The sequence below is a fragment of the Pantoea brenneri genome (genome assembly GCF_038594305.1).
Lineage (GTDB): Bacteria > Pseudomonadota > Gammaproteobacteria > Enterobacterales > Enterobacteriaceae > Pantoea > Pantoea brenneri.
In genome coordinates this window covers 1,281,090-1,294,369 of the sequence record NZ_JBCGBG010000001.1, presented here as the reverse complement: position 1 = coordinate 1,294,369, position 13,280 = coordinate 1,281,090, and the positions used below count along the sequence as shown (strand labels likewise).

Sequence of the window (13,280 nt, the reverse complement as noted above, 5' to 3'; positions counted from 1 at the left end):
TTAATCGCGTAACAGCGCCGGGCGTCTGGCATCAAAGCGCCAGTTATTAATCAGGAACTGCATGCCGATTGCATCGTTACGGTTCTTATCCGGCAGTGCATTGTAGAGAGCATGTGCCGCTTCAACCTTCGACATATCTAACGTAATACCCAGTCCTGGCCCCTCAGGCAGTTCCAGATAGCCGTCGCGAATCTGGGGTGCCTGCTGCGTCAGCTGCTGTCCATCCTGCCAGATCCAGTGCGTATCGAAGGCGGTCAGCCGATCGCCAGGCGCAGCCGCTCCCAGGTGCGCCACCATCGCCAGCGACACATCAAAATGGTTATTCGAGTGACAGCCGGTGGTCAGGCCCCATTCGTGGCACAGCTGCGCCACGGTATGCGCATTCCGCATCGTCCAGAAGTGCGGATCGGCCAGCGGAATATCGATGGCATTAAGCTGTAAGGCATGCTGCAACTGACGCCAGTCATTGGCAATCATGTTGGTGGCGACCGGAATGCCGGTGGCGCGCTTAAATTCTGCCAGCGTCTCGCGGCCGGAATAGCCGTTCTCCGCGCCGCAGGGATCTTCCAGATAAGGAATGCGACCCGCCAGCTGGCGTCCATAGTAAATCGCGTCATCCAGTGACCAACTGGCGTTGGGGTCCACCGTGACCCGCGCATCGGGAAAGCGTGCCAGCAGGGCATTAACGGTTTCAACTTCCACCTCTGCGTGGTGCACGCCGCCCTTAAGCTTGAAATCACGGAAACCGTAACGATCCGTCGCAGCCTCCGCCAGTCGCACCACGGCAGCAGCATCCATCGCTTTTTCATGGCGCAGTTGCAGCCAGCCATCGCTACCAGCCGGACCCGCCTGATAATTCATGGTGGTCAGTTTACGGTCGGCAATATAAAACAGGTAGCCCAGCACCGGCACCCGATCGCGCTGTTTGCCGCTGGCCAGCAGCTCGGCGACCGGCAAATCGAGATGCTGTCCCAGCAGGTCAAGCAGCGCTGCTTCAATCGCCGCAGCGGCATTGTAGAACTTCTCCGGGTTCATCTGCGGAATGTGAATGTCATTGGTATGTGCGCTCTGCTGGTGTCGCGCATCGCTGGCAAACAGCGTCGAAATCGTTGCGTTGAGCCGCAGCAGATCGCTGCCCTCAATCTGTGGCCGGAAGCGCTCCAGCAGCGCCAGCGTCGAGGCGTGGCAGGGGCTTTCGCCGACGCCGGTGCGGCCGGCGGAGTCGGTCATAATCACCAGAATGCGGGTGAAATAGCAGTTATGCGCGCCGCCAATATTCAGCAGCATGCTGTCATAGCCGGCGACCGGCACCACCCGCATAGTTTTAATCACTGGACTGGCTGACATGTTGATTCTCCATAGGTACAAGGGAAGACGGGGTGGGTTTACGGCGCAGCAGCAGCCACAGACCGGTCAGCAGCGACACGCTGGTCAGTGCATAAAGGCCGCCGGTGGTCGAGCCGGTCTTCATTTCCAGATAGCCGAACACCGTCGGCGCGAAAAAACCGCCAAGATTGCCGATGGAGTTCACCAGCGCAATTCCCGGGGCGACAATCGATGCGGGCAGTTCACCCTGTGGCATGAGCCAGAAGAAGGTGGCGCTGACTTTCGAGCCGATGCAGGCGACGATCATCGCCAGAAAACCAAACCACGGCGATCCCAGCGTCGCCATAAAGGTACCGCAGGCGGCCACCAGCATCGCGACACCCAGCGCTTTATCCAGCTTATCGCGATGGCGGTCTGAAAAACGGCTCAGCAGATTGATGGCGACAATCGCGCACAGCCAGGGAACGGCGGTCAGAATGCCGATGCCAAAGCTGCTGAAGCCCTGAATACGCTGAATAATTTGCGGTAGCCAGAACACCAGCGTGTAGCCGGTCATGGTCATGGTGAAGAAAATGGCGCAGAAGAACAGCAGGCTACGGTTACGCAGCAGTGACATCCGGCCCGGCTGCTGGTTAAGCCGATCACGATGGGCTTCTTCATTGTGCAGCTGCTGTGCCAGCGCCTGCTTTTCCGGCTCGCTCAGCCAGCGGGCATCGGCGGGCCGCGAAACCAGCACCCAGGCGGCCACGATCCCCACCAGCACCGAGGCACCACCTTCGAGGAACATCACCCATTTCCAGCCGGCGATACCGAGAAAATTATGCAGCATCAGGATTGCGCCGGTGATCGGGCCGGAAAACAGAAATGCCCCGGCGGTTGCGCTCAGTACCATCGCAGTGGCCCGGCCGCGCCAGGCATTGGGCACCCACTGGCGAAAATAGAACAGCACGCCAGGGAAAAAGCCCGCTTCGGCAACGCCCAGTAAAAAGCGCAACAGGTAGAAATGCAGCGGAGAAGTGATAAAGCCGGTCAGCACCACCACCATACCCCAGGTGATCATGATGCGGGTCAGCCAGACCCGGGCACCATAACGCTTCATCATCAGGTTACTCGGCACCTCAAACAGCGCGTAACCGATAAAAAATAGCCCGGCACCCAGGCCGAAGGCGGCCGCGCTGATCCCGGCGTCGGTGTGAAGCTCTGCCTTGATAAAGCCAATGTTGGCACGGTCAATCTGGTTAATGATCAGCATAACGGCCAGCATCGGAATGATGCGGGTAAAAAACTTTTTGATGGCGGAGGCGATCAGCTCATCGTGATGCGGTGACAGGGCGCTATCCATCGGTCTTCCTCGCGGCTGCGTAGAGAAGAGCAAAGTGTAGGGCGCTGAAAAGGCGGGCTCTATGGGCAATCGCCCAGGGGACACTGGGCGTCCGGCCTGGGCATCATTGTTATCAATATGTTATTGGACCGGCGCTTCGCTTTGGCTGAGCAAAACTGTGGGTCGGATCATATTCAGGGTCTGGCCGTCAGCATTACCGGCCGCGGCGTCTCACGCTTTGGCGGTCTGACGACGCTGGGCAATCTGTTCGGCACGCTGCAACAGCGCCTGCAGATCGTCCTCGTCGATATCCAGCAGTTCGCCGCCTTCCAGCGCCTGATGCAGATCCGCGCGCGTCAGCGGCACCGGTATCTCAACCGGAGACGGTTTCACCTCTTCCGGTGCCAGCGGATGGGGATAGCGCCGCCCGGCAAGGTTGTTGAACAGGATAGCCAGCAGCGCCAGGGTCAGGGAGTTGAGCAGCACCGGCGTCAGGACAAAATGATAGCCGAGTTGATTCACTGTGGGTCCGCCCAGAATGGCGGTCAGGGCGACAGCGCCGCCCGGCGGATGCAGGCAGCGTAGCTGAAACATCAGCAGGATCGCCATGCAGGCGGCGACGCCACAGGCAATCGCCGGATTGGGGATCAGCTGACCGATCGTCACGCCAGCCAGCGCCGACAGCGTATTGCCGCCGACGATTGCCCACGGCTGCGCCAGCGGACTGGCCGGTACGCCAAACAGCAATACCGCCGATGCACCCACCGGCGCGACAAACCACAGGTTCAGCTCGCCCAGCACCCAGTGACTCAGCAGACTGGTCAGGATCAATCCGATACCAGCACCGAGGCTAGCGATCATCACATGCTTTTTACTCACCGCCAGCGGATGGGGCCAGAATCGGGCCAGAAACAGGCGCATCGCCTGCCTCCCGCTGGAAGGGCTTTTGCTCATTACTTTACGCACCGTGTCATAACTTTTTCTTATCGTCGGGGTCGGCGATTTTCCATCATCAACATCAATGTAACAACCCGACAAATTGTGCAGGTATCTTCGGGGCGATATTTACCCCGGAAAAAAGGGGAAATCATGGGGCAGCAACGATGTTTAACTGTCGTCATTGGCGCTGGCAGGTGGGGCGCTAAATAAAAAGACCCGCCGTAGCGGGTCAGAATGAAAATTAATCAACCTTATCGGGATACTCACACAGGTCTTCAATCAGACAGGCACCACAGCGCGGTTTTCGCGCCACGCAGGTATAGCGGCCATGCAGGATCAGCCAGTGGTGGCAATCAACTTTATAGGCCGCCGGCACCACCTTCAGCAGTTTCTGCTCCACCTGCTCGACATTTTTACCCGGCGCAAAGTGGGTGCGATTGCAGACGCGGAAGATATGGGTATCGACCGCGATAGTCGGCCAGCCAAACGCGGTGTTCAGCACCACATTGGCGGTTTTACGGCCCACGCCGGGCAGTGCTTCCAGCGCCGCACGATCTTCCGGCACCTCGCCGTTATGCTGTTCCAGCAGGATGCGGCAGGTCTTAATCACATTTTCCGCTTTGCTGTTAAACAGCCCGATAGTTTTGATGTACTCCTTAACGCCCTCAACGCCCAGCGCCAGCATCGCGGCCGGGGTATTCGCCACCGGATAGAGCCGGGCGGTGGCTTTGTTAACGCTGACGTCAGTGGCCTGCGCCGACAGCAGAACCGCAATCAGCAGCTCAAACGGCGAGCTGAAGTTTAGCTCGGTGGTCGGATGCGGATTATTCTGCTGCAGCCGACGGAGGATCTCATTACGTTTGGTCTGGTTCACACCGCTTTCCCGGTCGCGCCCTGTGGAGCGGCAGAGGCAGCGGCTTCTGCGCGCTGTGCAGCCCGTTGTTTCATTTTCTGGTCGATCAGATATTTACCCGCCAGCATCATGCCGAGACCGATAAAGGCTCCGGGCGGCAGCATCGCCAGCAGCATCGGCGAGTCAAAATGCACCACCTCAATCCGCAACGATTTAGCCCACGGACCCAGCAGCTGATCGGCACCGTTAAACAGCGTGCCGCTGCCGATGATTTCACGCATCGATCCCAGCACCACCATGGCACAGGTGGCACCCATACCGATGGCGAAACCATCCAGCGCCGCCAGCGGGATGCTGCTTTTCGAGGCGACCGCCTCGGCCCGGCCAACCACGATGCAGTTAGTCACAATCAGCGGGATGAAGATGCCCAGCGACTGATACAGACCATAGGCGTAGGCGTTGATCAGCATCTGCACACAGCTCACCACCGAAGCGATGATCATCACGTAAATCGGGATGCGGATCTCCGACGGCACCCAGCGGCGTGAGGCGGAGATAAAACTGTTGGTCAGAGTCAGCACCAGGGTGGTCGCCAGACCTAATCCCAGGGCGTTGGTGGCGGTGGCGGTCACGGCCAGCAGCGGGCAGAGACCCAGCAGCTGCACCAGGGCGGAGTTATTTTTCCACAACCCGCCGACCAGCAGGCTTTTAGCTTCACTCATTTGCGTCTCCACATGCCGGTAACGAAGAGAGTTTCTCCGGAAGGGTTGCTATTAACAGTGCGGTGCGTTTGGTGGCGTTGACCACCGCGCGTGGGGTAATGGTGGCACCGGTAAACTGGTCGAACTCACCGCCATCCTTTTTCACCGCAAAGGCTTTATCTGTCGGACCCTGAACCACTTTGCCGTTAAAGCTGTTGATCCAGTCCGAAATACGCAACTCGATTTTATCGCCCAGACCCGGCGTTTCATGATGTTCCACCACCCGCACACCCAGCACTTTACCGTGAAAATCGGCCCCGACCAGCATCTGAATGGCACCGGAATAGCCATCCGGCGCGGTCGTTTCCAGCGCGGCCGCCACTGGCTGACCGTTGTTACGCGCCAGATAAAGATGGTGGGGCGCGGCATTGCCTAACGCCGGGTCCGTGACAACGTAACAATCCTGCTGGATGTTGTTGTCGTAGAGCGAGGTCGGCACCACCTGGTCAAGCAGGTTTTTCTGCTGTAGCTGAGTCTGATGTTCCACCGTGGGTTTGGTCACGGTATTAACCACTGCGGTCGCCGCAGTAGTGATCGCGGCAAAGATCGCCAGCGTCACGCCATTTTTACGAATCGTCTCCAGCATCGCTTAATCCTTTAAATGGCCGTAAACGCGCGGCTGGGTGTAGTAGTCAATCAGCGGCACGCAGATGTTGGCCAGCAACACCGCGAAGGCCACGCCATCCGGGTAACCGCCGAAACTTCTGATCAGCCAGACCAGCAGGCCGATCAGCGCGCCGTAAATCAGACGACCGCGGTTAGTGGTGGAGGCGGTAACCGGATCGGTGGCGATGAAAAATGCACCCAACATAGTCGCGCCGGAGAACAGGTGAATCAGCGGACTGTTGAGCGAGTCTGGTGAAAATACCCAGCCAAGCGTAGCGCAGAACGCCAGCGACAGCAGCATAGCGGCAGGAATATGCCAGCGGATCGCATTTTTCCACAGCAGAAACAGACCGCCAGCCAGGTAACCCAGATTGACCCATTGCCAGCCGAGACCCGCCAGCACGCCGCTGTAGATTGGCTGCGCCAGTAACTGATCGGCGCTGTGACCGGCGCGCAGCCCGGTTTTAAAGGTATCCAGCGGCGTCGCCTGGCTGATGCCGTCAACGCCAATCTGCAACTGCTGCATGGTCTCGCCCGCCAGCGTATGGCCGCGGAATATCATGCTCAGACTGTCCATCAGCGTCGGTTTAATCGCCTGTAGCGTGTCGGGCGGCAACCAGCTGGTCATCTGGACCGGGAAGGAGATCAGCAGCACCACATAACCGACCATCGCCGGATTGAAGGGGTTCTGGCCCAACCCGCCATACAGCTGTTTGGCAATGACGATGGCGAACACCGTGCCGATCACCACCAGCCACCACGGTGCCAGCGGGGGCAGACTGATACCGATCAGCACCGCCGTCAGCAGCGCTGAGTTGTCTGCCAGGTTGCTGCCAACCGGCGCTTTACGCAGCCGTAAAATAGCAGCTTCAGTCAGCCAGGCGGTCAGCGTAGCCAGTAAAACCTGTAAAAGCGTGCCGTAGCCAAAGAAATAACACTGTGCGGCAAAACCCGGCACCGCCGCCAGCACCACCAGCAACATGATATTGCCGGTACTGCGGCGGTTATGGGTATAAGGGGAACTTGCGATACGAAAAGCCATTTAATCCTCAAGCGTCGTAGACGACTGCGCTTTACGCGCTTTGGCACGTGCGATGGCGGCCGCTATGGCGGCTTTACGCGCATCATCGGGTTGATTCAATTCAGGTGCCTGTTCCGGTTCAGCATTGGCGTTGTTCGCTTGCTCCTGCGCCTGTTCAGCTTTTTCGACGGCGTAATGGGCCTGCGTGGCCACTACCGCAGCATCACGTGAGGCTGCATCGGCCGCCGCTGCCTGAGCCTGCGCTTTCTTCGCCTTCGCGCGGGCGATAGCGGCCTGCACCGCGGCTTTACCCGGATCGTCAGTTTCAGCGGCAGGCTGTGCGTCAGCGTCCGTTACCGGCTGCGCGCTTTCCGCCTGGGCGGCTTTCTTCGCCTTCGCACGGGCAATCGCGGCCTGCACTGCGGCTTTGCGCGGATCGTCAGTTTCAGCAGCAGGCTGGGCGTCAGCGTCCGTTACCGGCTGCGCGCTGTCTGCCTGGGCGGCTTTCTTCGCCTTCGCACGGGCAATCGCGGCCTGCACTGCGGCTTTGCGCGGATCGTCAGTTTCAGCGGCAGGCTGTGACTCAGCGTCCGTTCCCGGCTGCGCGCTGTCTGCCTGGGCGGCTTTCTTCGCCTTCGCGCGGGCGATAGCGGCCTGCACTGCGGCTTTGCGCGGATCGTCAGTTTCTTCAGCAGGCTGGGCGTCAGCTCCCGTTACCGGCTGTGCGCTTTCCGCCTGGGCGGCTTTCTTCGCTTTCGCGCGGGCAATCGCGGCATGCACCGCGGCTTTACGCGGATCGTCAGTTTCAGCGGCAGGCTGTGACTCAGCGTCCGTTCCCGGCTGCGCGCTGTCTGCCTGGGCGGCTTTCTTCGCCTTCGCGCGGGCAATGGCGGCCTGCACCGCGGCTTTACGCGGATCGTCAGTTTCAGCGGCAGGCTGGGCGTCAGCGTCCGTTACCGGCTGCGCGCTTTCCGCCTGGGCGGCTTTCTTCGCCTTCGCGCGGGCAATGGCGGCCTGCACCGCGGCTTTGCGCGGATCGTCAGTTTCAGCGGCAGGCTGGGCGTCAGCGTCCGTTACCGGCTGCGCGCTTTCCGCCTGGGCGGCTTTCTTCGCCTTCGCACGGGCAACAGCCGCTTCAACCGCCGCTTTACGCGGATCGACTGCCGCCTCTTCACTGGCCTCGCTCCCGGCCCCGGCTGGCGTCATTTTCTTCGCTTTGGCGCGGGCAATCGCCGCCTCAACCGCCGCTTTACGCGGATCGGTAGTCTGACGACTCAGCGCCTGAGTTTCTGCCTGAGCCTCGGCCTGACGCAGACGCGCCTGCGCATGACGGGCTTCACGCTGCGCTTCAGCAGCGGCTTCATCAGGTTCGGCACGACGGGCGGTGGCCCGCGCTTTCGCTGCCGCCAGCTCGCCGTTGTCACTGCGGGCAACGCGCTGTTTCGCCTCTTCATGTCGCGCTTCACGCGCCTGCTTCTCACGTTCCAGCCGGGCCTGGCGCGCTTCAAAGCGCGCTTTGGCTTCGAGGGTACGTTTCGCTTCCAGATCGATGGCGCGCAGCTCAGCTTTTTCCTGCCGGTAATACTGCACCAGCGGAATATTGCTCGGGCAGACATAGGCGCAGGCACCGCACTCAATGCAATCATCAATGTGATGCGCGCGCGCCTTATCGTGGTCGCCGCCCTGGCTGTACCAGTAAAGCTGCTGTGGCAGCAGTTTAGCCGGGCAGGCATCAGCGCAGGCAGAACAGCGAATGCAGGACTGCTCTTCGTCGTTGTTACCCATTTCGCTGCTGGACGGGGCCAGAATACAGTTGGTGATCTTCACCACCGGCACGTCCAGCGACGGCAGGGTAAAGCCCATCAGGGGACCGCCCATGATCACCATCTGGCGCGGGCCAGGACGGAACCCGACCTGATGCAGCAGATGGCTGATAGGCGTGCCGAGACGGCTCCAGACGTTGCGCGGCTGGGCGATCGCCTCGCCGGTCAGCGTCACGACGCGTTCTGTAATCGGTTCACCATTGATAATCGCGCGCTTAACTGCCCAGGCGGTACCGACGTTCTGCATCAGCACACCAATATCGGTCGAGCGTCCGCCGTGCGGAACCTCCATCCCGGTCAGGATGCGGGTCAGCTGTTTAGCACCGCCAGAGGGGTATTTGGTCGGGATCACCCGTATTTGCAGATCGCGCTCGCCGCCTAACGCCTGCTTCAGTGCCGCAATGGCTTCAGGTTTATTATCTTCGATGCCAATCAGCACCCGTTCTGCCTGTAATACCCAGGCGAGAATCCGGCTGCCTTCCAGCACTTCAGCCGCGTAGTCCTGCATCAGACGGTCATCCGCAGTGATGTAAGGCTCGCACTCTGCCGCATTGATGATCAGGGTTTTGACACCGCGCAGACCGCCTTTAAGCTTGGTGGCGGTCGGGAAGCCCGCGCCGCCCAGACCGGCAATCCCGGCATCGTGAATACGCTGCACGATGTCGGCGCGCGGATGCTGGCGGTAATCGGGCAGGGGATCAAGCGGCATCCAGCGGTCTTCGCCATCGGGCGTCAGGAAAATGCACAGCTCTGACAGGCCAGACGGATGGGCGGTCATGTGCTGACCGATATCCTCGATGGTGCCGGAGGTCGGGGCATGCACCGGTAACATCCGGCCGGTGCCAAAGGTCAGGGGCTGACCGCGCAGCACCTTATCGCCCGGTGCCACGCAGATTTCACCTTCGTGACCGATGTGCTGTTTCAGCGGGATGATAAAACGGTGCGGCAACGGCAGTTCGCTCAGCGGGGTACCGTTGGACTGGGTTTTCATTTCCGGCGGATGAATGCCGCCCTGAAAATCCCAGATCTTATCTTTTTTGAAAAAATTCAACAAATTAAGCATGAGTTTCTACCGGAATCACCCGCACCGGAATGCTGTTCAGATCCCACTTCCAGTTGGCAGGCGTGGTCTCAACCGGCCGCATCTCGATGCAGTCAGTCGGGCAGGGCGCAACACAGAGATCGCAGCCGGTGCAGACATCGCTCAGCACGGTGTGCATGGCGCGGGTCGCCCCGACAATCGCATCTACCGGGCAGGCCTGAATACACTTGGTGCAGCCAATGCAGTTCGCTTCATCGATAAAGGCCACGGTGCGGACCGGCGCTTTGGCGGTTTCATCGCCATCAATCGGCTGCGGCTCAACGTTCAGCAGCTCTGCCAGCTTGAGCATGGTCTGCTCACCGCCTGGCGCGCACTTGTTGATGGCTTCACCGTTGTTGCCCACCGCATCGGCATACGGGCGGCAACCGGGATAGCCACACTGCCCGCACTGACTCTGCGGCAGAATGGCATCAATTTGCTCAACGATTGGGTCTTCTTCGACCTCAAAGCGGCGTGAAGCGTAGCCCAGCAGCGCACCGAACACCAGGCTCAGCGCACTTAATACAGCAACTGCTATCCAGATCGCGGTCATCAGAATTTCACCAGACCGGTAAAGCCCATAAACGCCAGCGCCATCAGGCCAGCGGTGATCAGGGCAATGGAGTTACCTTTGAACGGGGCCGGGACGTTGGCCAGCACCAGACGTTCACGCATGCCGGCGAACAGCACCATCACCAGCGAGAAGCCGAGTGAGGCGCTAAAGCCGTACAGGGCTGCCTGCAGAAAGGTGTGATTCAGATTGACGCTCAGCAATGGCACGCCCAGCACCGCGCAGTTGGTGGTGATCAGCGGCAGGAAAATGCCCAGCAGGCGATAGAGCGACGGGCTGGTTTTACGCACCACCATCTCGGTGAACTGCACCACCACCGCGATCACCAGGATATAGGCCATGGTGCGCAGGTAGACCAGATCGAGCGGCAGCAGAATCAGGTGATTCACCAGCCAGGCACAGATTGAGGCCAGCGTAATCACGAAAGTGGTGGCCAGGCCCATGCCGATTGCCGTCTCCAGTTTTTTGGAAACGCCCATAAACGGGCACAGGCCAAGGAACTTCACCAGCACGAAGTTATTTACCAGCACAGTACCAACAAAGAGAAGCAGATAATCGGTCATTTTTTCGCCTGAAATCCAGAAAGCGGCTTATTATCATTGATAGTGCGGCGTATCTCAACCGCTACGCCGCAACCGGCCGGGCAGACCGCACTCAGAATTAAATTCCTGACACAACTCACAGCGTTAGGGTTCAATAAAGGTGCTTTTTACCCGCTTTGAGCGTTTGAAGTAGGGGGCAAACACCGCTGCGGCCGCCAGTGAAAGCAACAGCGTCTGTAAGGCGCGGCTGTCGGTTACCGGGGTAAAGGCAAAGGTTTTCAGCGCCAACAGCACGGTAATCAGCAACCACAGCAGATAATGGCGCGGTAAACGGCGTGAGCGCTTAAAGAACAGCCAGCTAATCCACAGGCTGTAAGCCCAGACCGCCGCGGCGGTCAGCAGGGAGATGGCCCAGTAAGAGAAAAGGGTGCTGCCATGGGAGAAGAGTGTCGCGCGCCATTCCGGATTAAACAGCGGTGTAAGGTACATCGCCATTACCAGCGCAGTGGTTAACAGGGTCATAATCAGCCAGGCCAGCGGCAGCAAAAGCCAGCCACCGATGCGCGGCGCAGCAACCTGTTCATTCATAGCGGTAATTCCTGTCTTGGGAAGTCGAAGCGCAGCAGAATAGCATGTCCAGATGGGGCGCGCCCGCCTGGACAACGTAACCAAAAAATCAGGCAGCAGGAAGTTATACCACGTAGCGCCACACCGTCTTAGGCACACAGCCAAGATCATATAACCGTCCGCCCGACGCCAGTTCGGCGCGCCGATGATCGGCAGCACGGTACATATTGATGATATCCATCTCATCGGTGAGCGAGTAATTGAGGTGATCGAAGAGCTTTTCCAGACTGTCTGAGTTATTCACTTTACGAAATTTAAGCAGGTAGTCGTACGCAGTCATCATTGCCATAACAGTAGAAGGAACTAAGGAGTGCTCAGTATAGGGGGCAAGCTAAACCTGTCCAGATCCTGTGATCAAAAAAAGGTGAAAATCAGATAAACGACCGGAATACGCCGCTAAAAGTCCATTTTTGCAGGTTTATTCGCGGATAGGGCCACCTGCCCGCGGTGCTGAACCGGGAATTCTGCAACATCGCCCGTGTCAGAAAATAATCCCTCCGCGCTGACGTGCCAGGCGTGTCACACCGCGTCCGGACGGTTTTTGCCTGGCCTGCGTGGTGAAGGCCAGCATCAGGCCTGCCGGCAGCAGCGTGGAAGGTGGCTGACCGGCGCGGCAGATAGAGTGAATGCGCAGATTTTAATAACGCAATGTTGACTAAAAATGCCACTCTGCAGCCGCGCTCAGGGTAACAAACGGACCGGCCAGGGTCAGATTATGGTGAGCAATGATTTTTTCTGCGGTCAGATGGGGATTATCCACCGTGGTGTGGGCATCAGAAACCAGCACCACTGAAAAACCGCAATCTGCGGCTGCCCGACAGCTGGTATCGACGCAAAACTCGGTTTTCATCCCGGTCACCACCAGCTGTTTAATCCCTTGTTCTCGTAACTGGCTCAGCAGCGGCGTATCTCTGAAACAGCTGGGGAATTTTTTGATAAAAACACCCTCCTGCGCGTCATCAATGCCCAGTTCCGGCAACAGACGGGTTAACGGGCTCCAGGCGCTGAAGGGGGAATCATCGGGTCCGGTATGGCGTGCAAAAAAGATCGGGACCTTAGCCTGACGCGCTTTTTCAATCAGCAGGCAAATATTCGCTAACACCCTATCGGCGTGATAAGGCGTGACAGCTCCCCTGAACAGGCCCTGTTGCATATCGATGACTAATAATGCGCTTTCAGATGAACTCATGTTGTTTCTCCATTCAGAGGGTTAAGAACGGAGAACAGGTCCCCGTCCGGTTGGGCGGGGAGCGAAGATCTGTTTGTCAGGTACCGGTCACAGATACGCTCACGCCGCCGCTCAAAGCGGTGCGGGTGGTGGTAGTGGTGGTGATCGAACCTGAGATAAACATGATGTTGCCTTCAGTGGTGACTGCTGAACGAGTGGTGACTAATGAACAACACGCTAACACAGATGGTGCAGTAAATACGCCGCAGCGGAGTAAAAAAACGCTTGGTCAGGGTCGCCCTTAACCCGGCAGTGCGCATTGCCTGCCGTCGTCTCAGGCCGCCCGTCGTGGTCAGCCGGCGTCGCGCTGTCAACCGATCGCCCGCAGAAGTCGCCAGAGAAACGTTTCGCCCGCCAGTCACCTGAAAAATGCACTATGTGGGCACTATGCGAGCGCTACGCTAGCACTATGCAAGCAATGTGCGGGCAATCACAAATCCCATTTTTTGTTCATCCCGCAGGCGGATAACCCATTTTGTACGCCTGGCTGTAATCGCTTTCAGTGGGGCTGCGCATAAGCGATTCTGTTTATTACAATTATTTAACCCGTCCTGATTTCACTTTCAGTTGTTTTATCCATA

Annotated in this window: 13 protein-coding genes; all 13 read right to left on the bottom strand. The window is 58.7% G+C overall.

Annotation, left to right across the window (positions count from 1 at the left end; all coding sequences use genetic code 11):
- The 13 genes from AABB92_RS05975 to AABB92_RS05915 all read right to left on the bottom strand — a co-directional run bounded on the left by AABB92_RS05975 (position 1) and on the right by AABB92_RS05915 (position 12,660).
- Positions 1–1,347 carry an enolase C-terminal domain-like protein gene (locus AABB92_RS05975; RefSeq protein ID WP_046288347.1) on the bottom strand — a complete coding sequence of 449 codons (1,347 nt, stop codon included), beginning with the start codon at positions 1,345–1,347 and terminating at the stop codon, positions 1–3.
- A complete protein-coding gene (locus AABB92_RS05970; protein ID WP_046288346.1) occupies positions 1,325–2,668 on the bottom strand; it encodes an MFS transporter in 1,344 nt (447 codons plus the stop codon). The genes AABB92_RS05975 and AABB92_RS05970 overlap by 23 nt, the downstream gene beginning before the upstream one ends.
- A 210-nt stretch (positions 2,669–2,878) precedes the next feature.
- Entirely contained in the window at positions 2,879–3,601 is a 723-nt protein-coding gene (locus AABB92_RS05965) for an HPP family protein (protein WP_031377353.1), read from the bottom strand.
- Between the two features lie 226 nt (positions 3,602–3,827).
- Entirely contained in the window at positions 3,828–4,460 is a 633-nt protein-coding gene (gene nth, locus AABB92_RS05960) for an endonuclease III (protein ID WP_031377352.1), read from the bottom strand.
- Entirely contained in the window at positions 4,457–5,161 is a 705-nt protein-coding gene (locus AABB92_RS05955; RefSeq protein ID WP_046288345.1) for an electron transport complex subunit E, read from the bottom strand. The genes nth and AABB92_RS05955 overlap by 4 nt, the downstream gene beginning before the upstream one ends.
- On the bottom strand, positions 5,154–5,786 hold the full coding sequence (gene rsxG / locus AABB92_RS05950) for an electron transport complex subunit RsxG (protein ID WP_031377350.1): 633 nt from the start codon (positions 5,784–5,786) through the stop codon (positions 5,154–5,156). Before rsxG ends, AABB92_RS05955 begins: the two co-directional genes overlap by 8 nt.
- A 3-nt stretch (positions 5,787–5,789) precedes the next feature.
- Positions 5,790–6,848 carry an electron transport complex subunit RsxD gene (gene rsxD, locus AABB92_RS05945; RefSeq protein WP_031377349.1) on the bottom strand — a complete coding sequence of 353 codons (1,059 nt, stop codon included), beginning with the start codon at positions 6,846–6,848 and terminating at the stop codon, positions 5,790–5,792.
- The gene (gene rsxC / locus AABB92_RS05940; RefSeq protein ID WP_342550265.1) at positions 6,849–9,713 is read right to left on the bottom strand and encodes an electron transport complex subunit RsxC; all 2,865 of its coding nucleotides are present in this window, start codon (positions 9,711–9,713) and stop codon (positions 6,849–6,851) included.
- Positions 9,706–10,284 (bottom strand): electron transport complex subunit RsxB, encoded by a 579-nt coding sequence (rsxB, locus tag AABB92_RS05935; RefSeq protein WP_031377347.1) that lies wholly within the window; start codon positions 10,282–10,284, stop codon positions 9,706–9,708. Before rsxB ends, rsxC begins: the two co-directional genes overlap by 8 nt.
- The gene (gene rsxA, locus AABB92_RS05930; RefSeq protein ID WP_031377346.1) at positions 10,284–10,865 is read right to left on the bottom strand and encodes an electron transport complex subunit RsxA; all 582 of its coding nucleotides are present in this window, start codon (positions 10,863–10,865) and stop codon (positions 10,284–10,286) included. Before rsxA ends, rsxB begins: the two co-directional genes overlap by 1 nt.
- Positions 10,866–10,988: 123 nt before the next feature.
- Positions 10,989–11,432, bottom strand: a complete 444-nt coding sequence (locus AABB92_RS05925; RefSeq protein ID WP_031377345.1) for a DUF2569 domain-containing protein — start codon at positions 11,430–11,432, stop codon at positions 10,989–10,991.
- A 103-nt stretch (positions 11,433–11,535) separates the two neighbouring features.
- Positions 11,536–11,751: a transcription modulator YdgT gene (ydgT, locus tag AABB92_RS05920; protein ID WP_031377344.1), complete on the bottom strand. Its 216-nt coding sequence runs from the start codon at positions 11,749–11,751 to the stop codon at positions 11,536–11,538.
- 375 nt (positions 11,752–12,126) lie between these two features.
- Entirely contained in the window at positions 12,127–12,660 is a 534-nt protein-coding gene (locus tag AABB92_RS05915; protein ID WP_031377343.1) for a cysteine hydrolase family protein, read from the bottom strand.
- Between the last annotated feature and the right edge of the window lie 620 nt (positions 12,661–13,280).

Bases quoted from the DNA above. Each gene is read 5' to 3' on its own strand.
- rsxA (WP_031377346.1), bottom strand. From the start codon at position 10,865: ATGACCGATTATCTGCTTCTCTTTGTTGGTACTGTGCTGGTAAATAAC.
- rsxG (WP_031377350.1), bottom strand. From the start codon at position 5,786: ATGCTGGAGACGATTCGTAAAAATGGCGTGACGCTGGCGATCTTTGCC.
- rsxD (WP_031377349.1), bottom strand. From the start codon at position 6,848: ATGGCTTTTCGTATCGCAAGTTCCCCTTATACCCATAACCGCCGCAGT.
- AABB92_RS05955 (WP_046288345.1), bottom strand. From the start codon at position 5,161: ATGAGTGAAGCTAAAAGCCTGCTGGTCGGCGGGTTGTGGAAAAATAAC.
- rsxB (WP_031377347.1), bottom strand. From the start codon at position 10,284: ATGACCGCGATCTGGATAGCAGTTGCTGTATTAAGTGCGCTGAGCCTG.
- ydgT (WP_031377344.1), bottom strand. From the start codon at position 11,751: ATGACTGCGTACGACTACCTGCTTAAATTTCGTAAAGTGAATAACTCA.
- AABB92_RS05965 (WP_031377353.1), bottom strand. From the start codon at position 3,601: ATGAGCAAAAGCCCTTCCAGCGGGAGGCAGGCGATGCGCCTGTTTCTG.
- AABB92_RS05925 (WP_031377345.1), bottom strand. From the start codon at position 11,432: ATGAATGAACAGGTTGCTGCGCCGCGCATCGGTGGCTGGCTTTTGCTG.
- AABB92_RS05915 (WP_031377343.1), bottom strand. From the start codon at position 12,660: ATGAGTTCATCTGAAAGCGCATTATTAGTCATCGATATGCAACAGGGC.
- AABB92_RS05975 (WP_046288347.1), bottom strand. From the start codon at position 1,347: ATGTCAGCCAGTCCAGTGATTAAAACTATGCGGGTGGTGCCGGTCGCC.
- rsxC (WP_342550265.1), bottom strand. From the start codon at position 9,713: ATGCTTAATTTGTTGAATTTTTTCAAAAAAGATAAGATCTGGGATTTT.
- AABB92_RS05970 (WP_046288346.1), bottom strand. From the start codon at position 2,668: ATGGATAGCGCCCTGTCACCGCATCACGATGAGCTGATCGCCTCCGCC.